Origin of the sequence: Providencia sp. 2023EL-00965 (assembly GCF_033550225.1) — a bacterium.
GTDB lineage: Bacteria > Pseudomonadota > Gammaproteobacteria > Enterobacterales > Enterobacteriaceae > Providencia > Providencia manganoxydans.
The window spans coordinates 292,467-316,449 of sequence record NZ_JAWUEH010000003.1; the positions used below are offsets into that span (position 1 = coordinate 292,467).

Annotated in this window: 23 protein-coding genes; 15 read left to right on the forward strand and 8 right to left on the reverse strand. The window is 41.0% G+C overall.

All coding sequences use genetic code 11. The features are described 5' to 3' along the window. Positions 1-568: 568 nt before the first annotated feature. From SC428_RS06470 to rlmM, 3 genes are all read left to right on the forward strand, one after another. On the forward strand, positions 569-1,510 hold the full coding sequence (locus tag SC428_RS06470; RefSeq protein WP_140185882.1) for a transcriptional regulator GcvA: 942 nt from the start codon (positions 569-571) through the stop codon (positions 1,508-1,510). Positions 1,511-1,622: 112 nt separating this feature from the next. Beyond that, a complete protein-coding gene (locus tag SC428_RS06475; protein WP_070927317.1) occupies positions 1,623-2,018 on the forward strand; it encodes a DUF423 domain-containing protein in 396 nt (131 codons plus the stop codon). Beyond that, the gene (gene rlmM, locus SC428_RS06480; protein ID WP_070927319.1) at positions 2,011-3,108 is read left to right on the forward strand and encodes a 23S rRNA (cytidine(2498)-2'-O)-methyltransferase RlmM; all 1,098 of its coding nucleotides are present in this window, start codon (positions 2,011-2,013) and stop codon (positions 3,106-3,108) included. Before SC428_RS06475 ends, rlmM begins: the two co-directional genes overlap by 8 nt. A gap of 49 nt (positions 3,109-3,157) precedes the next feature. Here the strand turns inward: rlmM and xni are convergent, their stop codons facing one another. The 3 genes from xni to queF are packed head-to-tail and all read right to left on the reverse strand — an operon-like array spanning position 3,158 to position 6,222. Beyond that, complete coding sequence (gene xni, locus SC428_RS06485; protein ID WP_070927321.1) at positions 3,158-3,925, reverse strand: flap endonuclease Xni; 768 nt, start codon at positions 3,923-3,925, stop codon at positions 3,158-3,160. Positions 3,926-3,956: 31 nt separating this feature from the next. Further along, entirely contained in the window at positions 3,957-5,324 is a 1,368-nt protein-coding gene (ppnN, locus tag SC428_RS06490; RefSeq protein WP_140180462.1) for a nucleotide 5'-monophosphate nucleosidase PpnN, read from the reverse strand. A gap of 52 nt (positions 5,325-5,376) precedes the next feature. Then, positions 5,377-6,222: an NADPH-dependent 7-cyano-7-deazaguanine reductase QueF gene (gene queF, locus SC428_RS06495; protein WP_140180464.1), complete on the reverse strand. Its 846-nt coding sequence runs from the start codon at positions 6,220-6,222 to the stop codon at positions 5,377-5,379. 268 nt (positions 6,223-6,490) lie between these two features. Between queF and syd the strand changes: the two genes are divergently transcribed. Continuing rightward, positions 6,491-7,051, forward strand: coding sequence for a SecY-interacting protein (syd, locus tag SC428_RS06500; protein ID WP_318706440.1), 561 nt, complete (start codon positions 6,491-6,493; stop codon positions 7,049-7,051). Positions 7,052-7,451: 400 nt separating this feature from the next. Here syd and SC428_RS06505 read toward each other — a convergent pair whose 3' ends face one another. Further along, complete coding sequence (locus tag SC428_RS06505) at positions 7,452-8,366, reverse strand: VirK/YbjX family protein (RefSeq protein ID WP_070927327.1); 915 nt, start codon at positions 8,364-8,366, stop codon at positions 7,452-7,454. Between the two features lie 262 nt (positions 8,367-8,628). On the opposite strand from SC428_RS06505, the gene SC428_RS06510 reads away from it, so the two are divergent. The 3 genes from SC428_RS06510 to SC428_RS06520 all read left to right on the forward strand — a co-directional run bounded on the left by SC428_RS06510 (position 8,629) and on the right by SC428_RS06520 (position 10,282). After that, on the forward strand, positions 8,629-8,964 hold the full coding sequence (locus tag SC428_RS06510; protein WP_140185886.1) for a YqcC family protein: 336 nt from the start codon (positions 8,629-8,631) through the stop codon (positions 8,962-8,964). Between the two features lie 7 nt (positions 8,965-8,971). Then, the gene (gene truC, locus SC428_RS06515) at positions 8,972-9,721 is read left to right on the forward strand and encodes a tRNA pseudouridine(65) synthase TruC (RefSeq protein WP_318706444.1); all 750 of its coding nucleotides are present in this window, start codon (positions 8,972-8,974) and stop codon (positions 9,719-9,721) included. 108 nt (positions 9,722-9,829) lie between these two features. Next, complete coding sequence (locus tag SC428_RS06520; protein WP_070927331.1) at positions 9,830-10,282, forward strand: flavodoxin; 453 nt, start codon at positions 9,830-9,832, stop codon at positions 10,280-10,282. A 50-nt stretch (positions 10,283-10,332) separates the two neighbouring features. Here SC428_RS06520 and SC428_RS06525 read toward each other — a convergent pair whose 3' ends face one another. From SC428_RS06525 to map, 4 genes are all read right to left on the reverse strand, one after another. Continuing rightward, positions 10,333-10,719, reverse strand: coding sequence for a DUF3461 family protein (locus SC428_RS06525; protein WP_070927333.1), 387 nt, complete (start codon positions 10,717-10,719; stop codon positions 10,333-10,335). A gap of 176 nt (positions 10,720-10,895) precedes the next feature. Next, positions 10,896-11,720, reverse strand: a complete 825-nt coding sequence (gene dapD / locus SC428_RS06530) for a 2,3,4,5-tetrahydropyridine-2,6-dicarboxylate N-succinyltransferase (protein ID WP_140180474.1) — start codon at positions 11,718-11,720, stop codon at positions 10,896-10,898. A gap of 46 nt (positions 11,721-11,766) precedes the next feature. After that, on the reverse strand, positions 11,767-14,403 hold the full coding sequence (gene glnD / locus SC428_RS06535; protein ID WP_318706447.1) for a bifunctional uridylyltransferase/uridylyl-removing protein GlnD: 2,637 nt from the start codon (positions 14,401-14,403) through the stop codon (positions 11,767-11,769). A 187-nt stretch (positions 14,404-14,590) separates the two neighbouring features. Beyond that, a complete protein-coding gene (map, locus tag SC428_RS06540) occupies positions 14,591-15,388 on the reverse strand; it encodes a type I methionyl aminopeptidase (RefSeq protein WP_070927339.1) in 798 nt (265 codons plus the stop codon). A gap of 574 nt (positions 15,389-15,962) precedes the next feature. Here map and rpsB point away from each other — a divergent pair. From rpsB to rseP, 8 genes are all read left to right on the forward strand, one after another. Then, entirely contained in the window at positions 15,963-16,688 is a 726-nt protein-coding gene (gene rpsB / locus SC428_RS06545; RefSeq protein WP_070927341.1) for a 30S ribosomal protein S2, read from the forward strand. Between the two features lie 139 nt (positions 16,689-16,827). Continuing rightward, positions 16,828-17,679, forward strand: a complete 852-nt coding sequence (gene tsf / locus SC428_RS06550) for a translation elongation factor Ts (RefSeq protein WP_070927343.1) — start codon at positions 16,828-16,830, stop codon at positions 17,677-17,679. Positions 17,680-17,943: 264 nt separating this feature from the next. Beyond that, positions 17,944-18,672, forward strand: a complete 729-nt coding sequence (pyrH, locus tag SC428_RS06555) for a UMP kinase (protein WP_070927344.1) — start codon at positions 17,944-17,946, stop codon at positions 18,670-18,672. A gap of 108 nt (positions 18,673-18,780) precedes the next feature. After that, complete coding sequence (gene frr / locus SC428_RS06560) at positions 18,781-19,338, forward strand: ribosome recycling factor (RefSeq protein ID WP_070927346.1); 558 nt, start codon at positions 18,781-18,783, stop codon at positions 19,336-19,338. Positions 19,339-19,472: 134 nt separating this feature from the next. Continuing rightward, entirely contained in the window at positions 19,473-20,672 is a 1,200-nt protein-coding gene (gene ispC / locus SC428_RS06565; RefSeq protein ID WP_318706451.1) for a 1-deoxy-D-xylulose-5-phosphate reductoisomerase, read from the forward strand. Between the two features lie 302 nt (positions 20,673-20,974). After that, entirely contained in the window at positions 20,975-21,727 is a 753-nt protein-coding gene (gene uppS / locus SC428_RS06570; protein ID WP_070927350.1) for a polyprenyl diphosphate synthase, read from the forward strand. Positions 21,728-21,739: 12 nt separating this feature from the next. Continuing rightward, positions 21,740-22,603, forward strand: coding sequence for a phosphatidate cytidylyltransferase (cdsA, locus tag SC428_RS06575; protein WP_070927352.1), 864 nt, complete (start codon positions 21,740-21,742; stop codon positions 22,601-22,603). An 8-nt stretch (positions 22,604-22,611) separates the two neighbouring features. Beyond that, complete coding sequence (gene rseP, locus SC428_RS06580) at positions 22,612-23,964, forward strand: sigma E protease regulator RseP (RefSeq protein WP_318706454.1); 1,353 nt, start codon at positions 22,612-22,614, stop codon at positions 23,962-23,964. The last annotated feature ends 19 nt before the right edge of the window (positions 23,965-23,983 follow it).

A 23,983-nucleotide genomic window follows, 5' to 3' on the forward strand; every position in this document is an offset into this window, starting at 1 on the left:
TGATTATGTGTTTTAGGTCATATTGCAATCATTTTTATTTATCACTCATCATACTTTAAGTGTAGTGCTTTCCTTGGAGGAATGGTGACTATTTTCATTTGTACTAGTCACTGAGTTGTACCTCGAATAGTTTAGAATATATTGAGTAGGCACTTAGATCTGTAACTGCATCAAATTCAAGATTTATCTTAAATATCTTACTAAGGATATTTTTTGTAAACTAATGAATGCTTGTCTTTTTTAGACTTTTTTTTGTGTTGTTAGAAAAAAAAAGCACCGCATTTGAGCGGTGCATCACAAAAATCACTATGGACAGACAGGGTAAATGTACAGGAAGTGAAAAAAACAGTAGCTAACGCTACAAAGTCTGGTATATCCAGACAACTTGCAAACACAACATCACAACCACAAAGCCAAAAGTTCCAAAGTAACTAAACTCTGTAACTTTTCGTTCCGGCTTAGGAAGTGCGCATACTATAGGTATTTACTGGCGTATCCTCAATGGACAATTTATAATGCTTCGGATGAAAAAAACTAATGCGTGTAACCATGTCGAGTAGAAGTGATTATGTCTAAAAGATTACCGCCACTTAATGCGTTAAGGGTATTTGATGCAGCCGCTCGTCATTTAAGTTTTACTAAAGCGGCAGAGGAATTGTTTGTTACCCAAGCAGCTGTTAGCCATCAAATGAAAAGTTTGGAAGATTTTCTTGGCTTGAAACTATTTCGTCGTCGTAACCGTTCACTGCTATTAACGGAAGATGGGCAGAGTTACTACCTTGATATTAAAGAAATATTTTCCTCAATTAATGAGGCGACAAGAAAATTACAGGCACGTAGCGCAAAAGGGGCGTTAACCGTTAGTTTATCCCCTAGCTTTGCTATTCAATGGCTTGTACCGCGTCTTTCAAGTTTTAATCAAGCCTACCCTGGTATTGATGTGCGTATTCAAGCTGTTGATAGGGAAGAAGATAAATTAGCTGATGATGTTGATGTAGCTATTTTTTATGGGCGTGGCAATTGGTCTGGTCTTCGAACCGATAGGTTGTACGCCGAGTATTTAATGCCTGTTTGTTCTCCGGCATTATTAACTGGAGCACACCAGTTAAAGCAACCCGAAGATCTAGTGAATCATACTTTATTGCATGATTCTTCACGTCGGGATTGGCAAGCTTACATTCGCCAATTAGAATTGCACAACGTTGTCAATGTACAACAAGGTCCAATTTTTAGTCATAGTGCTATGGTGATCCAAGCTGCGGTACACGGGCAAGGGGTGGCATTAACCAATAATGTAATGGCTAAAAATGAAATTGACGCAGGTCGTCTGGTTTGCCCGTTTAGTGAGGTGCTTGTCAGTAAAAACGCGTTCTACCTTGTTTGTCAGGAAAACCAAGCGGATTTAGGAAAAATAGCCGCATTTCGTCAATGGATCCTGACTCAGGCAGCGAGTGAACAAGAAAAATTGGGTTTTATTATGGGTGACCAGGATGTGGCGCTTATTCAGTAATCATACATGCCAATAATGCTTCAAATCATGATAAAAAGTAGTTATCTGTTAATAGATTCTGCAATCTATATGACTTGAAGTGTGACGCGTATAGTTAAAAGAAGGTGTTACTGTGAATAGTCGTTTGATGTTGATTTTTGCAGGGATTAGTGGCTTTTTTAGTGTCGCTTTTGGTGCGATTGGTTCCCATGCACTTTCATCAGTCATGAGTGCGCATCAGATGGAATGGATTGAAATTGGTTTACGTTATCAAATGTTACACACCGTTGCCTTAATGGTACTGGGAGCTATTTTATTGCGTAAAGTGATTTTGTGGTTCTACTGGTGTGGCGTTTTTTTTGCTGTAGGGATACTTCTTTTTAGTGGTAGCCTTTATTGTATGGCCTTGTTACAGGTAAAATACTTTTCCTATTTTACGCCAATAGGGGGAGTGTGTTTTCTTATTGGCTGGCTGTTGGTCGTTATCGGCGCTATGCGTCTAAGGAAACCGGCGTTACGCCATGAGTAATAAAATTGCATTATATTGTCGCCCAGGTTTTGAAAAAGAGTGTGCGGCAGAAATTACAGACAAAGCAGGGCAGAAAGAAGTTTATGGTTTTGCTCGCGTTAAAGAAAATAGCGGTTATGTTATTTTTGAATGTTATCAGGCTGAAGATGCCGATAAGCTTGCTCGTGAGTTACCTTTTCGTGAGCTAATTTTTGCACGTCAAATGATTGTGGTGGGTGAATTACTTAAGGATCTACCTCCAGAGGATCGCATTACACCAATAGTAAATGCACTTAAGGAGCAAGTCGAGCGTGCTGGTGATGTTCGGGTTGAAGTAGCAGATACTAATGAAAGCAAAGAGTTAATGAAATTTTGCCGTAAATTTACGGTGCCTCTACGTAATGCGTTAAGGCAGGAAAAAATCTTATTAGCGAAAGAAAACTTTAAACGTCCTGTTATCCATGTTTTCTTTATTGCATCAGGCTGCTGTTATACAGGTTATTCATATAGTACAAACAGCTCTCCATTTTATATGGGGATCCCTCGTCTGAAGTTTCCATCGGATGCACCAAGTCGTTCAACATTGAAACTTGAAGAGGCATTCCATGTGTTTATTCCTTATGATGAATGGGATGAGCGCTTAGGTAGCGGTATGAATGCCGTTGATTTAGGGGCATGCCCCGGAGGTTGGACTTACCAGTTAGTAAAACGCAGCATGATGGTACATGCGGTTGATAATGGTCCGATGGCTCAGAGTTTAATGGATACAGGGCAAGTTAAGCATCATCGAGTAGATGGTTTTAAATTCCAGCCTAGCACCAACAATATCACTTGGTTAGTGTGTGATATGGTTGAAAAGCCAGCTAAAGTTGCGGCACTTATGACGGAGTGGTTGCTACAGGGTTGGTGTCGTGAAGCCATTTTTAACTTAAAATTGCCAATGAAAAAACGCTATGAGGAAGTTGCTCACATCCTTGAAAAGATGCGTACTCAATTAACCGAACAAGGTATTAACGTGCGTATTCAAGCGAAGCAGCTCTATCACGATCGTGAAGAAATTACAGTACATGTTCAACGAATTTGGTCTGCATACGCACCAATTCGTGATTAGCGATTAGATAATCTTAATAACCTACCGAGCCATTTAAGGCTCGGTTTTTTTATGGGGTATTCAATGTCCCCTGATAACGCAGTTGGTTTAAATTCCCTTGTAATTTAATATCCGTTTTTAGTGTCGCGATGTCGCGACAAATTTTGGCGATATCCAACTGCCCAGTGAGTTTTTTTCGCCATTTTTCATCGACTGTATCTAAATTGGCATACAAGTTTTCAATCGAATGATACTGCTGTAAAAGTTGAGTCGCGCTTTTGGCTCCGATCCCTGTTACCCCCGGAACTTTACTACTGCTGATCCCTGCAAGTCCCCAATAATCAGGCAATTGGTGAGGTTTTACGCCAAATTCTTTTTCAATAAAAGGGACATCTAGCCAGCGCTTTTGAAAATAATCACGGATGCGAATTGATGGTGATAACAGTTGGCAGTAGCCTTTATCCGTTGAAACAATAGTCACTGTTTGGCCTGCATCAGCGATTTTCTTTGCCAATGTTGCTGCTAGATCGTCAGCTTCATCACCACTTGATTGCCAACAATGGATGCCTTTAGACTCAAATTGTTGTATCAGCTGAGGAAGCTCGGCTTGCAAATTTTCAGGCATGGGCTGCCTACCTGCTTTATAGTCAGGTAATTTTTCATGTCTCCAGCTATGGTGTCGACCTTCTTCATCAAAGACAGCAACAATATGTGTTGGTGAAGAGTGTGCGATTAGCTGTATAACGGCAGACATACAAGCATCGCCGCAAGGGCTACCTTGGACAGCATGTATGCGACGAATTAAGTTGAGTGCATCAATAATTAATAAGTGGATCATAAAATTTTTGCCATCCTTGGCCTGTTAGTGATTATTTTACTATTTCGTAGCAAGGCTCATAGGCGGTTCCACCCGGGAGCTTCATACGATGTTGATTAACGAAGCCACGTAATAAGGTATCCATGCGTTGCATGATTTCTTTATCACCGTGGATCTTGAATGGTCCATGCTGCTCAATGGCTTTCATGCCAACTTCTTTCACGTTACCCGCCACAATCCCGGAGAAAGCACGACGTAAGTCGGAAGCTAATTTCTCAGGGGATTGATTTGGATTCAAGTTAAGTGACGCCATGTTTTCATGGGTTGGTTCGAACGGATGCTGTAGCTCTGAATTGATCTTTATTGACCAGTTGAAGCTATAGGCATCACCTGTACTACGGCGATTGTCTTTGACCAGAGGCATATGCTTTTTCATGACACGAGCAACTTCTTGCGGGTCGTCGATAATGATTTGGTAATGTTTGCTAGCTTCATCACCCAGTGTATGGCGAATAAAATCATCCAATACCGCAAAATATTCAGCACTTTCTTTTGGACCGGTCAAAATCAGAGGCAATACTTGTTCACTATTTTCAGGATCCATCAAAATACCCAATAGATAGAGTAACTCTTCAGCTGTACCCACACCACCTGGGAAGATAATAATGCCATGAGCTAAGCGAACGAATGCTTCAAGGCGCTTTTCAATATCCGGCATGATGATCAGCTCATTAACCAGAGGGTTAGGTGGCTCAGCAGCAATAATAGAAGGCTCGGTCAGGCCAATAAAACGGCTATTTTTATAGCGTTGCTGCGCATGACCTACTGCGGCACCTTTCATTGGTGCTTCCATTGCACCCGGTCCACATCCCGTACAAATGTTCAACTCACGTAAACCGAGCTCATTACCTACTTTACGTCCATAGAGGTACTCAACTTCATTGATTGAGTGACCCCCCCAGCAAACGATCATGCTAGGATCTTCATCGAGGTGTAGAGTTCGTGCATTACGTAATATTGAGAAAATGATATTAGTAAGATGAGCGCTATTTTCTAAATCGAGATGCAGTTTTTGTTCTGCATAGATGATTTGGCCATGTACAAAGAGAATGTCACGCAATACAGCAAACAAGTTAGCTTGAATTGAACGAATAATTTTACCATCCACAAATGCTTCTTGCGGTGGATTAATTAGCTCAAGTTTAACACCTCGCTCACGGCGTAACACATTGATGTCAAAGTCAGTGTGTTTATCTAATAAATCTTTACTATTATCAGTTAAGCTGCCTGAATTTAACACTGCTAATGAGCAGTTCCTAAACAGCCGATAGAGATGGCTGCTGGCAGTGCGCTTTAACATATCAACTTCGAGTTGAGACAAGAGATCCATGGATCCTAATGGACTGATATGAGTAATCAAGTAACTCTCCTTTATCCCAAAGGGAAAAATTATTTCAATTAACTTAATTTGCTTATTGCCGTGCTAAACGTCCTATTTCAGGCGTAAATAGTGTATTGCTGCGCCATGGGTTGATATCAAGACCACCTCGGCGAGTATAACGTGCATAAACACTGAGTTTTTCAGGGTTGCACAGTTGTTTTATGTCATTAAAAATGCGTTCTACGCACTGTTCATGAAATTCATTATGATGACGAAAAGAAACCAAATAGCGTAGTAATGCTTCACGGTTAATTTTAGGGCCACGATAATGAATTTGTACTGAACCCCAATCAGGTTGATTAGTGATCAGGCAATTCGATTTCAATAAATGGCTGACTAGTGTTTCTTCAACTATGTCACTTTCGCTACTACCCGCTAGGAACTCACGATTGAATTCATAATCATTTATTTCAATATCCAAATCATCAATACAGATACCTTGGAACTGATTAATGGGCTGTTGTGAAAACTCATCAAGTTTATGGAGTGTAACGCTAACTTTTCCATTAGCACAGCCGCAGAGATCATTTTGCAAAACGCTTCGCACATTTTCCCAAGTTTCATAACGTGTTTGATTGAAACTATTAAGGTAAAGCTTAAAACTTTTCGATTCGATTAGGTTTTCGCTTTGGGCATCGACACTGACTAAGCCAATAGCGACTTGGGGAACCCCTTTGCTGTTTAGCCATGAAAGCTCATATAAAGTCCAAATATCGGCACCATGAAAAGGAAGATTGTCAGCGTGAATATCGAGTGGATCCCTATTTAGGCTACGAGGAACGGCTTGCAATAGGCTTGGATCATATTGGTCATAATATGCCGTTTTTTTGCCTAATGTAAGGTTATCCAAAGCAGGGTTATTCTGATAGTGTGACATGTTGATCCTTAAAACGTCATCGGTTGAGCTATGCTCTTCATGTTTCAAGGTGTGGCTCTTTTGTCGGGGAATGGTCACGCTAGCCACTGTGCTTACAATGTCTTTAGCGACTCATTCACCTTTGCTTAGCTGCATCTCGAATTATTTAGAGCATAAATGCCGTTAACAATGAGGTGTGTTCATTCATTAGTTAATTTCTGCCATAATATCACTTATTAACGACATTGCCGCCATCTCTATTAATAACATTCTGAATAATTAAATAAACATGAATATGACTGTCTCTGAAGCACTAACTCATTTTACTCAACAATATGTCGCGATGTGGCTGGAGCATACGGGGTTACCTCCTGCCTCAACCGAACTTTATGGTATACCTTCCCCTTGTATTGTGCGCACAGGTGAAAACTGGGTGTATTGGGAACCGCAGGCATTTCCTGAGCAGAATAAAAACTTAGATAAAGTGGCGATTGCATTAGATATTGAGCTACAGCCCGCGATCCATGATTTTTATACCACACAGCTTGCGGGAGATATGAAAGCAAAATTTCAAGATCAAACGTTGAGCCTGGTTCAGGTGTGGAATGAAGATGATTTTATACGGTTACAAGAAAATTTAATTGGTCATTTAGTCACTCAGAAACGTTTGAAACTATCACCAACATTATTTATAGCTACATTAGAATCCGATTTAGAAATGATTTCTTTGTGTAACTTAACTGGGGAAATTATTTTAGAAAAATTTGGTAGTAAGGAACGAAAAGTATTAGCCCCTGATTTAGCCCAATTTATTGGCAAACTGTCACCTATCTTAGCGCATGTCGAGTAAGTTATTAAGGATTTTACTTGTAGGAAATGACTTACAAATTAATGAAGAGATAAGCTCTAAATTTCTTAATTTATCTAAATGAGAATTATTTAAATTTTTAATTTCATGTAGTTACTATCAACCTACGTAAATCAAGTTTTATAGTTTTTTTTAATTTGTTTTACTAGGTTGTTTCATTAATGTTTTTAATACATTCTTAAACGGCTGGGTGAGGGTGCACTTGCTCAGCGATTCTATCAGTAATACAGGGTCAAGGATGGCTAAGTGATGCATGTAGCTCACTAAACTGTTTACAGAGACAGGATGTCAACGGCAGGATGTCGTCATTGCAGGATGCAGTAACACCATTTAAAACATGAGATAAGCCAGTCAACCCCGCTTGTTGGCTGGCTTTTTTTTATTAATTAAGCGTCTTGCTCTGCTTGTTTGGATCCACAGAATACTGCGATAGTGAGCTTAAAACACTTTGATACATCGCTTCTCTTAACGCTTCACGTTTACGAAATGCGGAACGGTGTTGGCTTTTAACCGATTCAATATCACGAACTGGCTCAGTTAATGGCAAGTAATACCAGCCATCACTGTTTGCTGTTGCATTGCATTCTTGCCAAAAATTATCATAACTCGATTTCAAATGTTGACGTTTGATATGGCTATTATTTGAAATACCTAAAATAGCGGTGCAATGGAAAAATGCAGCAACGGCATATATCGCTGACATTAAAAGGTTTTTAGGACGCATATTATGCATTTGCTTAGTAATAGATTTAACTTGCTCTGTACTTTGTTCTGTTGATGGCCCTTGCAGCGAGCATACATAGAGCTGGCCTTCTGTACCGAATGAAAAGCTCATCAAGTAGATATCATCACCAAATTCGTTGAACAAATGTAAGGTCAAGTCTCCCTCTCTTGGGAATGCAGAATACACAAGTTTTAATTGAGCAAAATCGCCTGATTTCAGCTCGATATTGGCTACATTTAAACCTTTACGTTCTGTAGAAAACATTGCTTGAATAGCGTCAGCAGTAAAGGTTTTTTCTATCAGCTCTAATGTATAACTTGCTGTTAGTAGCTTTTGCTTTCCATTCCATTTGCGGTGCAAATATTTATTTAGTGGGCGCTCAGCAAAATCAGGAGTATGGCTAAATTGCTTAGACATGCGAGCACTAGTGTAATTTTCACACATGATTTGGAATTGCTGATAAGGTTTTTTAGGAAGTTTGGCAATACGTGCTTGTCGTTTTAAATTATCATAACCCTTATTTATGGATTGCCAAATTTTATTCTGATTGCGCCACTGTTTTAATAATCCCATATATAACCATGCTTGATTGTTGAGTTATCTTTTATTTGGATGATCTAAAAGCGAACAATAATGCGCCTCTGAACTACAACAAAAGTTAAATAAACCTTAAATAACTTTACAAAAATAACTTGCGGTAAAATGTGCTACGTGAAAGCACGAGTAATACTTGTGAGAGCTTAATTGTTTTTGATTGTTGCAAACCCCATATATACGACAGAGTTAATAAGGAATATGTCGTATAATTGAGCCAATTTTATCGAGTGAGTGAATTATGAATATTGAACTGCGGATCATCGAAAAGCTTCGTCATATTGAAGAAGAGATGAGAGCGAAATCGCTATGGAATGAATATCCTCCTAGCCCTGAAGCTTTTGAAAGCACGGAGCCTTTTTCGATTGATACTATGGAAGCCACCGAATGGTTGCAATGGGTGCTGATCCCGCGTTTATATGCACTTATTGAGCAAAATGCTGTTTTACCTGGCGCCTTTGCTATTACTCCTTATTTTGAAGAAGCGTATAAGCATGATGAAGAAGCGCAATATAGCTTATTACTTGAGCATTTGCGTGAGTTAGATAGCTTTTTTAGCACTGGATCATGCAGGTAATTTATTGATGTTAGAAATTATTTACCATGATGAATTCATGGTTGCAGTGAATAAACCTGCTGGCATGTTAGTTCATCGGAGCTGGCTCGATAGCAGAGAAACCGTATTTGTGATGCAAACATTACGTGACCAAATTGGTCAGTTTGTTTATCCAATTCATCGTCTCGATAGGCCAACTTCTGGGGTTCTGTTATTTGCGCTTTCAAGTGAAGTTGCACGGTTATTAGCAGCTCAATTTGAATCTCATCAAATTGAAAAAATTTATCATGCAGTGGTTAGAGGCTATGTTGAAGAAGCTCAAACCATTGATTATCCACTGCTGGAGCAGTTGGATAAAATAGCCGACAAACATGCAACTCGTGAGCCAGCACTGCAAGAGTGCGTGACTCATTGTTTGCCACTGGCTCAAGTCGAATGTCCCATTGCTATTGGTCGATATCCTACATCGCGTTTTAGCTTATTAGAATTAAAGCCGGAAACGGGTAGAAAACATCAATTAAGACGTCATATGTCGCACATTCGTCATCCTATTATTGGGGATAGTAAGCATGGCGATCTGCGGCAAAATCGTGGTATTAGCCAAAATTTCGCAGTTTCACGGCTCATGTTGCATGCAACTCAGTTAATATTAAGTCACCCTATTTCGGGGGAGCGGCTATCATTAGTGGCTAAATGGGATGGATCATGGCTATCGTTGATTAACCAGTTTGGTTGGCAACAGGTGGCTGATAGCTTAGGTATGATCAAATTGGATTGATATACTCGTCATACTTCAAGTTGCAGCGTTGTTGACTACGCTCAGCTAGCTGCCTAGCTGCACTCCGAATTATTTAGAATATAAGCAGTAAATTTAATGGAGGTGTTCATGTCAAAGATTGGTATTTTTGTAGGAACAGTTTACGGTAATTCTTTAGCAGTGGCTGAATCTGCTAAGGAAATATTAGAGCAATTGGGTCATGAGATAACCATCTTTGATGAACCCATTCTTAATGACTGGCAACAATACAATGGTGGTGAAGGTATCGCGTTAATCATCACCTCATCAACGGGGCAAGGGGATTTGCCTGACACAATTGCTCCATTATTTTATGAAATCCAAGATGTGGTTGGATATCAACCTGAATTACGCTATGGCTTAATTGCGCTTGGTGACAGTAGTTATGAGAACTTCTGTGGTGCAGGGAAACGTTTTGATGAGTTACTTACTGAACAATCGGCAACAAGAATTGGCGATGTTCTGTTTATCGATGCGCTTGAAGAAGATATGCCTGAAGAGTATGCAAAATCGTGGTTACAATCTTGGGCTGAACTACTGTAAATATCAGCACCGCGAATATATTTTACGGTGCTGTTAAGACAATAGCATTATTATTTGCGAGTTAGTTTTTCAAGATCAGCTTCAATTTCAGCGATTTTATTTGAAACAACGTGCTCAAGATGGCGTAAATCATCCAGAATCTTATGTTTCAAATCAATGTCTGTGCTGACGGTTTGACAAATTTGGTCTAGCTCTTCAATTGCATAGCGCAGGTTTGAGTTAATTTCATTAATTTCTTTGAAATTGTTGCTGCCATCTGCTGCGGCAACCGTTTTGCGCTGACGTGGATATTTAAATTTCACACTTTTGGCGAAAAATTCACCTTTATCTTTGCGAAAATAGATTTTTAAAATATCGTTATTGGCTTCTTGGCGTAGTGTATAACGATCAATATCTTGCGGATTACTAATACCTAAACTTTTTAGATTATCGTACATAAAGTTCACCGAATTATAGAAAATCGAGAATGGTAGAAATACAGAGTCATTGTTTAAAACAATATTATGCGTGAAATATTTGATTTGACAAACCCCCCCTTGAAATAAAAGGGGGTTAATCATTTTTTGGATAGGGAAAGAGGTTGGCTCGATTTTTAGCCACTTAGGAGAGGGGCTTAATCAATACTTCTGAGTAATTCGTTAATCCCCACTTTACCGCGTGTTTTTTCGTCAACTTTTTTAACGATCACTGCGCAGTACAGGCTATAACTGCCATCTTTTGACGGTAAGTTACCCGATACAACGACTGAGCCGGCTGGTACGCGACCATAATGAATTTCGCCAGTTTCTCGGTCATAAATTTTGGTACTTTGGCCGATGTATACGCCCATTGAAATCACAGATCCTTCTTCAACAATTACACCTTCAACGATTTCAGAACGTGCCCCAATAAAGCAATTGTCTTCAATAATTGTTGGGTTTGCTTGTAAAGGTTCAAGTACACCACCAATACCAACACCACCAGATAAGTGAACGTTTTTACCAATTTGAGCACAAGAACCAACGGTAGCCCATGTATCAACCATCGTTCCTTCATCAACATAAGCACCGATATTGACATAAGAAGGCATCAGCACACTATTTTTAGCGATGTAAGCGCCTTGGCGAACTGCGGCTGGTGGCACAACGCGGAAACCTTCGCGTTCAAAACGAGCTTGGTCATAATCTGCAAATTTCATTGGCACTTTATCAAAGTAACGACTCTCTGCACCCTCTATTACCTGATTATCGTGAATACGGAATGAAAGCAATACGGCTTTTTTCAGCCATTGATGGGTAACCCAAACCCCATCAATTTTTTCTGCGACACGGAGTTTACCGCTATCGAGTAATGCAATTGTTTCTGTGACTGCTTGATGAATTGCTGGTGTCACTGTAGACGGCGTTATTGAGGCTCTGTCTTCAAATGCTTGTTCAATGATTGCTTGTAAATGCTGCATTGATTGTTTTTCCCCTTTAAGGACGAGTAATAATATTGCTTTAAGGTTATGTTTTATCCTTCGAATTGAGGGTTTCTGTCAACCTTTCTGATAACTCTTGTTGCATTTTTTTATTAAGTGCTTGGTGATTTTTATCTGCAAGCACGAAAAAGTCTTCGACTTTTTCACCAATAGTCGTGATCCGAGCGCCATACAAGGAGATTTCCATTTGTGCTAAAACATGACCCACTCTAGCAAGCAAGCCTGGCTGATCAAGTGCAAATAATTCCATAAAACTACGACGTTCGTTGGTCGAATGTAAAAAATTCACTCTAGTCGGTACAGTAAAGTGACGTAATTTAGAAGGTAATGTCCGTGGTTTAGGGAGTGGGATCGCAGGTTGTTGAACGGCATGCAATAATGTTTTACGGATTTGCTCATACCGGTCTTTTGATAATGGCATGCCATTAGGTTCGAGCACAACGAAGGTATCCATTGCCATATTATCTTTATTGGTGAAAATTTGGGCGCTGTGAATGCTTAGATTACGCCTATCAAGTTCGCCCGCAACAGCGGCAAATAAGTGAGGTTTATCAGGACACCAAATAAAAATCTCTGTTCCGCCATGTTTGGGTTGTGTACTAATCAAAACTAAAGGTCGTTCGAGGTCGTGCTTGAGTAAATTACAAGCGTGCCAAGCGAGTTGTGATGGCGTATGTCGCAGGAAATAATCAGCATGGCAGCGAGACCATAGTTTGTTGAGCTTTTCTTCATTAATAGGGGATTGTCGCAGTAGGACTAAAGCTTGATGGCGGTGATGGCGGATGCGCTCACGTAAGTCCGGTGTGCTCTGTATGCCTTGATTGAGTTGATGCTCTGTCGAGAGGAATAGCTCACGGATCAAACTCTGCTTCCAACTATTCCACAGCGTGCTATTGGTGGCACAAATATCAGCAACAGTTAGGCACATTAAATAATTTAAGCGAGGAACTGTTTTCACTTCGAGGGCAAACTGTTTGATCACATCGGGATCTTGGATATCTCTGCGCTGTGCGGTGACTGACATGAGTAAATGACTTTTTACCAACCAAGAGGCCAGCTCAGCTTCTTTGATGGGATAATTATGTTGCATCGCAAATTCATAGACAAATTCAGAACCTAAATCAGAGTGATCTCCTGAGCGCCCTTTGGCAATATCGTGAAATAATGCAGCAAGCCTTAATGTTTCAGGATGCAGTAATTTGGGATAAACACTGACACATAATGGGTGATCGCGACGATTTTCTTCATGTGTAAAACTATCGATTTTTTGTAACACACGGATAGTATGCTCATCCACAGTATAGGCATGAAAAAGATCAAACTGCATTTGGCCAACAATATTGCTCCAATAGGGCGTATAAGCGCTTAATACACTATGTAAGTGCATTGGCACAAAGGCACCTTTAATCGCCCTTGGGTGACGTAATATTTTAAGGAATAGCTGTCTTGCTTCTGCTAATTCACATAATGGTGCTGACAAATTACGTCTTGCAAAACGTAGTTGGCGTAAAGTTGTTGAGTAGATCCCTGTAATATTCGGATAGCGGGCCATTAAATAGAACATTTTTAGAATGGCAGCCGGTTGTTTGATAAATAGCATGTCATCAATGACATCGATAAACGAACCGCGTAGTTGGAATTGTTCATCGAGTGGTCGTGGCTTTTCATCGGGATTGAGTGCAAGGATCGCGTCATCAAATAACTGCAATAGCATCTGATTGAGCTCACGCACGCGTCGAGTAACACGATAAAAATCTTTCATCATGCGTTCAACAGGCTGATTTTTCTCTCCTTCATAACCCAACAAACGGGCAACGCTAAACTGACGATCAAACAATAGGCGATTATCATAGCGTTTAACCACTAAATGTAATGCAAAACGAATTTTCCACAAAAAAGCCAAACATTCTTTAAGTTCTTGTCGTTCTTCTTCGGTTAAAAAGCCAAACCCGACCATTTCATCGACCGTGGTCGCGCCGAAATGACGCCTCCCAACCCACAGTAGCGTGTGTATATCACGTAAGCCACCTGGACTGCTTTTAATGTCCGGTTCTAAGTTATAGCTAGTGCTGTGGTAACGCTGATGACGCTCTTGCTGTTCAGTCAATTTTGCGGCAAAAAAGGTCTCTGAAGGCCAAAAGTTATCGCTAAATATGGTTTTTTGTAAGCGCAAAAATAAGGTGATGTCGCCGCAGATCAGTCTTGATTCAATTAGATTAGTGGCAACCGTTAAATCGGCGTTACCTGCATCAATACACTCCTCTAGCGAGCGAACACTGTGGCCAATATCAAATTTTAAATCCCACAGTAAGGTAATAAATTGGCCTATTTTGGCGGCAATTTCGTCGCTCAAGGGCTGGGCGCTGAGCACTAAAATATCAATATCAGATAAAGGGTGCAGTTCGTGTCGGCCATAGCCTCCAACTGCGACTAATGACATTTGTGGTTGTTGATCAAACTGATACTCCTGCCATAGTCGAGTTAAAAGAGCATCAAGATAATCACTGCGTGCATGCACCAGATCGATGACCGACTGACCTTGCTTGAATGCTTCTTCTAGATAGTTGTTAAAAGATTCGACATGTTGTTTTAGAGAAAATAGTTCAATATCTGAAGATTGAAATAAGGAGGGCGATAAGAAGGTTACAGGAGATGGTGTCATCGTTATCTTTCCACATAGAGAGCTCAACTGGATAATTAACAGCTTACTGGGGATTATTGTGGATGAACAGCCAGAAGTTGAATTATTTTGAGTGAATGAGTGGACGGTAAAAATGAAAAATGTGACATGTCACGTTGGTATATAGAAACCTGAACGTGACATGACACAATGGATTAGCGTGTAAAGGTTAAGCGTTAACTAAAACCGCGGAGATAAACGGCTCTTCTTCTTTACGGAGTGTCATGATTTCACAACCATTGTCAGTAACGACTAACGTGTGTTCATATTGCGCTGACCAACTTCTATCTTTGGTTTTGACTGTCCAGCCGTCATTCATGGTACGGATACGATAATCGCCAACGTTGACCATCGGCTCGATGGTAAATGCCATGCCCTTTTGCAATACAACACCGCTGTCATCTGCATCATAGTGGAGAACTTGAGGCTCCTCATGGAATCCTTCGCCAATACCGTGGCCACAATATTCACGAACAACAGAGAAATCGTTTTTCTCTACGTATTCCTGAATAGCTTTACCCAGTGTGCGTAGGCGAATACCCGGTTTTACCATACGCAATGCTAAATAAAGGCTTTCTTGTGTAATGTGGCACAGACGTTCACCTTGGATCGTGGGTTTACCGACAATAAACATTTTAGAGGTATCACCATGGAAACCCTCTTTAATGACAGTCACATCAATGTTAACCACATCGCCATCTTTCAAAATTTTATCATCACTAGGAATGCCGTGACAGATAACATCATTGATGGAGATACATACAGATTTAGGAAAACCGTGATAATTTAAGCATGCGGGGATCGCTTGTTGAACATCGACAATATGTTGATGGCAGAGGCGATCTAGCTCACCAGTGCTTACCCCAGGTTTGACGTGTGGTGCGATCATTTCTAACACTTCGGCAGCGAGTCTGCCAGCAACACGCATTTTCTGAATATCTTCTTCAGTTTTGATAATAATAGCCATGAATTCAGTCCATTTATGTCAGCAACGGCTGCGTGACACAATTTAAATGAAAAGGATTAATAAATAGGCAGCAGTGCCATCTATTCAAGATTAATAGGATTATGGTACCAGCCACCGCATTTTCTGCCAACTAGGCATCGATGTTTATTGGGTTGTAAAAATGGTTGTAGGATACGCTGAGCGGCTCGTGTGGCTTATCATTTTGAGCTTTAGGTAGCACAAATTGCCAATTTATGTGGCATTAAAAAAAGTGAGTTAGCTGTCAATTTATATTGAAGATCGATGGGTTTTTTCTCCCCGCAAAAAAACAACAAAAGTTGGCTTATTAATTCGATTTATGGTATAAAGCGCGCCGGCAATCCATATTCTCGATGAACAAATGTGACTTTAACCTTGGTTGATGGCACCGCATAATTAGAATTATGGGTAAGCTTAAACTAAACTCAATTGTGTATAACACACACAGGTCGGCACATGCACCGGGGTGCTCTTATGCGTCTAGACGCAGCTTTGGAGTCGGTGTTATGGGATCTGTGGAGGCATAACCCCAATTACTTAAATACAGAGGTATTAAATGGCAACTGTTTCCATGCGCGATATGCTACAAGCGGGCGTACACTTTGGTCACCAGACTCGTTACTGGAACCCTAAAATGAAACCTTTCATTTTCGGCGCTCGTAACAAAGTACATATCATCAACCTGGAAAAAACTGTTCCAATGTTCAACGAAGCTCTGGCTGAGTTGACTAAAATTGCTTCTCGTAAAGGCAAGATTCTGTTTGTTGGTACTAAGCGTGCAGCAAGCGAAGCCGTTCAAGAAGCTGCTAACAGCTGTGACCAGTATTTCGTTAACCATCGCTGGTTAGGCGGTATGCTGACTAACTGGAAAACAGTTCGTCAGTCAATCAAACGCCTGAAAGATCTGGAAGTTCAGTCTCAAGACGGTACTTTCGATAAACTGACCAAGAAAGAAGCGCTGATGCGTACTCGTGAACTTGGCAAGTTAGAAAACAGCTTAGGCGGTATCAAAGATATGGGCGGTTTACCTGACGCTCTGTTCGTTATCGATGCAGAACACGAACATATCGCTATCAAAGAAGCAAACAACCTGGGTATCCCAGTATTTGCTGTCGTTGATACTAACTCTGATCCAGACGGTATCGACTTTGTTATCCCTGGTAACGACGACGCAATCCGTGCAATCAAATTGTATCTGGGCGCTGTAGCAACTACTGTTCGTGAAGGTCGTTCTCAAGATCTGGCTGTACAAGCAGAAGAAAGCTTAGTAGAAGCTGAATAATAAGGCCTGCTCAGTAGAGCCCTTATTAACCAGGTATTGCTATATGGTTAGAAGGGGGCCTTTGGGCCCCTTTTATCTATCTGAATCAGAATTATCCTTGGGGGGATCCTCCCGCAAGGTATATCGAGGAATAAATCACATGTCTGGAATTACCGCTGCATTGGTAAAAGAACTGCGCGAACGTACTGGCGCAGGTATGATGGAATGTAAAAAAGCGCTCGTTGAAGCGAATGGTGATATCGAATTAGCCATCGACAACATGCGTAAATCAGGTCAGGCTAAAGCGGCTAAAAAAGCAGGCCGTGTTGCTGCTGAAGGTGTTATCCTTGCAGAAGTTTTTGCTGACGGCAAAACTGGCGCACTGATCGAACTGAACTGTGAAACTGACTTCGTTGCTAAAGATGCTGGCTTCCTGGCATTCGGTAAAGAAGTGATGGCTTCTGTTGTTGCTGATAAAAATGCAGATATCGATGCACTGAAAGCAAAATTTGAAGACACTCGTACTGCTCTGGTTGCTAAAATCGGCGAAAACATCAACATCCGTCGTGTTGCAATCCTTGAAGGCGCACAAGTAGGTAGCTACCTGCACGGCGCACGTATCGGTGTTTTAGTTGCAGCTGAAGGCGCGGACGAAGAACTGCTGAAGCACATTGCTATGCACATCGCGGCAAGCAAGCCTGAATATGTTACTCCTGATGATGTACCTGCTGATGTTGTTGCTCACGAGCACCAAATCCAGCTAGACATCGCTATGCAATCTGGTAAACCACGCGAAATCGCAGAAAAAATGGTTATTGGTCGCATGAACAAATTCACTGGCGAAATCTCACTGACTGGCCAGCCTTTCGTTATGGATCCAAGCAAATCTGTTGGTGATCTGCTGAAAGAGAAAAATGCGAAAGTGACTAACTTTATCCGTTTTGAAGTGGGTGAAGGTATCGAGAAAGTTGAAACTGACTTCGCAGCAGAAGTTGCTGCAATGAGTAAGTAAGTAGTCAGCTTTACAAGGAGCCGCCGATTGGCGGCTCTGTTTTAATTAGCATATACCCGAAATCCTTCAAGTTACAGTTGTGTTGACTGTGTTCAGCTAGTCGAGTCATAGAGTTTATCTATGCTCCCCGTCTATCTTAACTTGTCGCCCATCTACAACTCGAATTATTTGGAGTATATCCCAAAAAAATTAAGGTACGTAGAAATCGCCTTATGCATTCTGCGTGTGTTACCCCAATAAATTATCTGTGTAGGACAGAACACCATGGCAACCAATGCAAAACCCGTTTATCAGCGTATCCTGCTTAAGCTCAGTGGCGAAGCCTTACAAGGCGCAGAAGGTTTTGGAATCGATGCTAGCGTTTTAGATCGTATGGCTCAGGAAATCAAAGAACTCATAGAGCTGGGTATACAGGTCGGTGTGGTTATTGGCGGTGGTAACCTGTTTCGTGGTGCTGGTTTGGCACAAGCGGGTATGAACCGTGTGGTTGGTGACCATATGGGGATGCTGGCTACCGTGATGAACGGGCTAGCCATGCGTGATGCATTGCATCGTGCTTATGTGAATGCAAGACTAATGTCTGCTATTCCACTTAACGGCGTGTGTGATAACTATAGTTGGGCTGAGGCTATCAGTCTGTTACGTCATGGCCGCGTTGTGATTTTTTCTGCGGGAACAGGGAATCCATTCTTTACAACTGACTCTGCTGCGTGTTTACGTGGCATTGAGATCGAAGCAGATGTTGTATTGAAAGCAACAAAAGTTGATGGTGTGTATTCAGCGGATCCAGCAAAAGATCCAGATGCTGTACTTTATGAAACATTAACTTATCAAGACGTCCTTGAGCGCGAATTGAAAGTAATGGACTTGGCTGCATTTACGCTAGCGCGTGACCATAATTTGCCTATTCGTGTTTTCAATATGAATAAGCCAGGTGCTTTACGCCGTGTTGTTATGGGCGAAAATGAAGGAACTCTGATTTCTCACAATTAATACTCAGAGACATCGGCTGAGTTTAATTGTATTATCTAACGTAAATTCAGAAAGTTTAAGCGAGGCTGCATTGCGGCCTTTAATAACCAGTTTTTAAGGGTTGAAAACGTGATTAATGAAATCAAAAAAGATGCTCAAGACCGCATGGAAAAGAGTGTCGAAGCACTGAAAAATCAAATCAGTAAAGTTCGTACTGGTCGTGCATCTCCAAGCCTGCTTGATGGTATTATGGTAGATTACTACGGTTCAGCAACACCTTTACGTCAATTAGCGAACGTGACCGTTGAAGACGCACGTACATTAGCTATCTCTGTATTTGACCGTTCTATGTCACCTGCGATCGAAAAAGCAATCATGGCTTCAGATCTGGGCCTAAACCCATCATCAGCGGGTACAGTGATTCGTGTTCCACTTCCACCATTGACAGAAGAGCGTCGTAAAGACCTGATCAAAGTGGTTCGTGCTGAAGCTGAACAAGGTCGTATTGCTGTTCGTAACGTGCGTCGCGATGCTAACGATAAAGTAAAAGCATTGTTGAAAGACAAAGAAATCAGTGAAGATGATGAGCGTCGTTCACAAGATGACATTCAAAAATTGACTGATAACTTCATCAAAAAAGTTGATGATGCTTTAGCTCAAAAAGAAGCTGAGCTGATGGAGTTTTAATCCATCCAATAAAGCCATCAAAGGAGCAACTTTGGTGGTTTTATTCTCTCATATCAAATGATCTAATAATCATCCTTTCTTAGCGATCAAGCTGATATAATCTCAGTATTGAATAAATACAGAGTATCTGCATTATGAAACGTCTTACTATTCTAGGTTCTACAGGTTCAATTGGTACTAGCACACTTTCTGTCGTCAGAAACAACCCCGATAAATTTAAAATTGTTGCCTTAGTTGCTGGCAGAAATGTCGCTGAATTGGCAAAGCAATGTCTTGAATTCCAACCACAATATGCTTCGATGGCAGATGAGGTTTCAGCTCAAGAGCTACGTGTAATTTTGACAGATAATCAGTGTAAAACGCAAGTTTTGTCTGGGCGTGAAGCGGCTATTCAACTTGCAGGCCTTGATGATGTCGACCAAGTCATGTCTGCAATTACAGGTGTTGCTGGCTTGCTCCCTACATTGGCAGCCATTCGCAAAGGAAAACGAATTTTATTAGCGAATAAAGAGTCACTGATCACCAGTGGTCGACTATTCTTTAATGCGATTCGTGAGCATGGTGCTTCTGTTTTCCCAATTGATAGTGAACATAATGCTATTTTCCAAAGCTTGCCTGAAATTATTCAATTGAACCTCGGTTTTGCCGACCTATCTGCGTCTGGTATTTCGAGTATTATTTTGACTGGCTCAGGTGGTCCATTCAGAGAAACGCCATTATCTTATCTCGATAAGGTAACGCCTGATGAAGCCTGTAATCATCCAAATTGGTCGATGGGCCGTAAAATTTCTGTTGATTCAGCGACTATGATGAATAAAGGTCTTGAATATATTGAGGCTTGTTATTTCTTTAATGCCGATCAACAACAAATGGAAGTTATTGTTCATCCTCAATCGGTGATCCATTCAATGGTTCGCTACCGTGATGGTAGTGTGATTGCACAGCTCGGTACGCCTGATATGTGCACGCCTATCTCTTATAGCATGGCTTATCCACAACGTATTTCTTCAGGCGTTGAGCCACTGGATTTTGCAAAATTGTCGTCATTAACATTTGTTCAGCCTGATTATCAGCGCTACCCTTGTTTGAAACTTGCCATTGATGCCTGCCATCAAGGTCAAGCAGCAACCACGATTTTAAATGCTGCTAATGAAATATCTGTCGCAGCCTTCCTTGAAGGAAAGGTTCGTTTTACAGATATTGCGAAAATTAATCTTGCAACATTAGAAAAACTGCATTTATCTGAACCAGTTTCAATTGATGAGGTCTTAGACATCGATAATCAGGCTCGATGTGAAGCTGCACAATTAATCAAACAGACATTTTCGGTCTAGTATGTGATTTATTTAGTTGCTGATAAGCATGATAAGTCTTTAATATGTCACGCGCATATATACTCAAAAGAGTTCGAGTTGCGGGTAGGCGACTAGCGAAGATAGGCGGGGAGCATATATAGGTTATGTGACTCGGCTAGTTGAGCGTAGTCAACCCCTCGGCAGCTTGAAGTATGACGAGTATAAAAACATAATATCGGTATTTAGCGCGGAATTAAGGATCTGTCTTATCAGCAAACTCAAAAATAACAGGTATGATTATGCTGAATTCTCAACGCTATGCATACAAGGATTAATATTTAATGAACTCTAGTGGTGAAAATCTCTCCAACTCAGGGCTACCAAAGCATGTTGCTATTATTATGGATGGCAATGGGCGCTGGGCAAAGCAGAGAGGGAAATTAAGAATAACTGGGCATAAGGCTGGCGTTGAGTCTGTGCGTAATGCGGTACGCTTCGCAGTTAAAAATAACATTAGTTCACTGACGTTATACGCCTTTAGCAGTGAAAACTGGAGAAGGCCTGAGAAAGAAGTCAGTTCCTTAATGGAGCTATTTGTATTTGCTCTCGATAATGAAGTAAAAAACCTACACAAGAATAATGTAAAACTACAAATTATCGGTGATATTGGTCGATTTAGTGAACGTCTTCAAAAACGTATTCAAAAAGCAGAAGAACTTACTGCAAACAATACAGGGTTAAGGTTAAATATCGCAGCAAACTATGGTGGTCGTTGGGATATTGCTAATAGTGTGAAACAGGTTTTTGAGCGCGTACAAAACGGCGAATTGACTATTGATGATATTAATGAAGAGTCAATTAATGATTATGTTTGTATGCATGAGCAAGAAGACGTTGATTTGGTTATTAGAACGGGTGGTGAACACCGCATTAGTAACTTTTTATTATGGCAGGTTGCTTATGCCGAATTCTATTTCACCAATGTACTGTGGCCAGATTTTGATGAAATGGTGTTTCAGAATGCAATTGATGCTTTTAGTCAACGCGAGCGACGTTATGGTGGGGCTGAGTCAGATGATGAGCTCGTTAAGTAAAAGGGGTAAATTGTGCTGAAATATCGTTTAATTACAGCAATTATATTAATTCCGCTGGTTATTGCCGCGCTTTTTTTGCTTTCACCTGCTGCATTTGGCTATGTTGTAATCGCAGTGTGTGCACTAGGGGCTTGGGAATGGGCACAATTTGCCGGATGGCAAACCCAAGCTAAACGCATCGTTCTTGCGGTCGTTTTTGCTGTTGCATTATTAGCAATGCAATTCTCTTTTGCTGATATGACCATGTTGGCGAATGAACCTTTGATTTTATATGGCTTGTGGGCAGGACTCATTTGGTGGGTCGTGGCGATAGTATTAGTTGTCACTTATCCTCAATCAGCCCAAGCTTGGGGACAATCAGCGATTGTTCGCGCTTTATTTGGTGTATTGACCATTATCCCTTTCTATTGTGGCATGATGGTATTGAGAACGATTGGCTATCATACTGATACTTTCTTTGGTGCATGGTGGTTGCTATATGTGATGTTGTTGGTATGGGGTGCAGATTCCGGAGCGTATGCTTTTGGCCGTACCATGGGACGTCATAAGATGGCACCAAAAGTTTCTCCTGGTAAAACATGGGAAGGGTTAGTTGGCGGCTTAATCACAGCAGGAATTATTTCTTGGCTATTTAGTTTATTTGCGCCAATCCCTGTTATGCCTGATTATTTGCTGGTTACATCAATTATTGTTGTTGTAGTATCTGTATTCGGTGATTTGACTGAAAGCATGTTTAAACGTCAATCAGGGATCAAGGACAGTAGTCATTTAATTCCAGGTCACGGTGGAATTCTTGATAGAATCGATAGTCTAACCGCTGCAATACCGGTATTTGCTGGCCTGAATTTATTAGTTTTTAATGGTTTCGGTCTTTAGGATAGGAAATGGGATTTTTTTGGAGTTTAGCGGCATTTATCATCGCTATTGGCGTGTTAATTACCGTACATGAATTTGGTCACTTTTGGGTCGCTCGTCGTTGTGGCGTTTATGTCGAACGTTTTTCTATCGGTTTTGGGAAAACGTTATGGCGTAAAGTTGACCGTCAGGGGACCGAATTTGTTATTGCCATGATCCCATTGGGCGGCTATGTCAAAATGTTGGATGAGCGTGTAGGGGATGTGACACCTGAACGTCGTCATCTAGCTTTTAATAATAAAACCATTGGGCAACGCGCCGCAATTATTAGTGCGGGGCCAATTGCGAACTTTTTATTAGCAATTGTTGTCTACTGGTTGGTATTTATGATTGGAGTTCCATCCGTTCGCCCAATTATTGAAGATGTAAAAGTGGGTTCAGTAGCGGCTGAGGCAAATTTTTTGCCTGGAATGGAACTAAAATCAATTGATGGTATCGAAACGCCTGACTGGAATTCAATTCGTCTAGCGTTAGTGGGTAAAATTGGTGATCGTCAATTAACCGCAGAAGTGTTGCCTCAAGGTTTTAGTGAGCCTGTGACTAAAACAATTGATTTAACGACTTGGCAATTCGATCCTGAAAAGCAAGATCCTGTGCTTTCTCTTGGTATCATGCCTGTTTCGGCGAAAGTGTCATCTGTTATTTTAAAAGTTTCACCGGGGCTTGCTGGCGAACGCGCAGGTTTACAAGCAGGGGATAGAATTGTTAGCGTAGATGGGAATATCATTGATTTATGGAATCCTGTTACGCGGTTTATTCGTCAAAGTCCGAATCAACCAATGAAATTAGGCGTTGAAAGAGACAACCAGCTCATTTCGCTCACATTGACTCCAGATAGTCAAAAAGGGAAAGGTGGAGAGCAAATTGGAATTGCGGGAGTCGAACTTTCAGTGTTACCGTTAGCGGATGAATATAAAATGGTGCAGCAATATGGGCCATTTTCTGCAATTTACCAAGCTAGCGATAAAACATGGCAGTTGATGAAGCTGACCGTGAATATGATGGGTAAATTGGTTGTTGGGGATGTCAAACTTAACAACTTGAGTGGGCCGATCTCGATCGCTAAAGGCGCGGGGGTATCGGCAGAGTCAGGCTTGGTATATTATTTGATGTTCATCGCGCTGATAAGCGTGAACTTGGGCATTATCAATTTGTTTCCATTGCCTGTATTAGATGGGGGGCACTTGCTCTTCCTATTAATTGAGAAAATTAAAGGAAGTCCAGTGTCTGAGCGAGTACAAGACTTTAGTTATCGGATAGGTGCAATGGCATTGATTCTGTTAATGGGACTTGCACTTTTTAATGATTTCTCTCGCTTCTAACAAGTAAGCCGGGGACCAG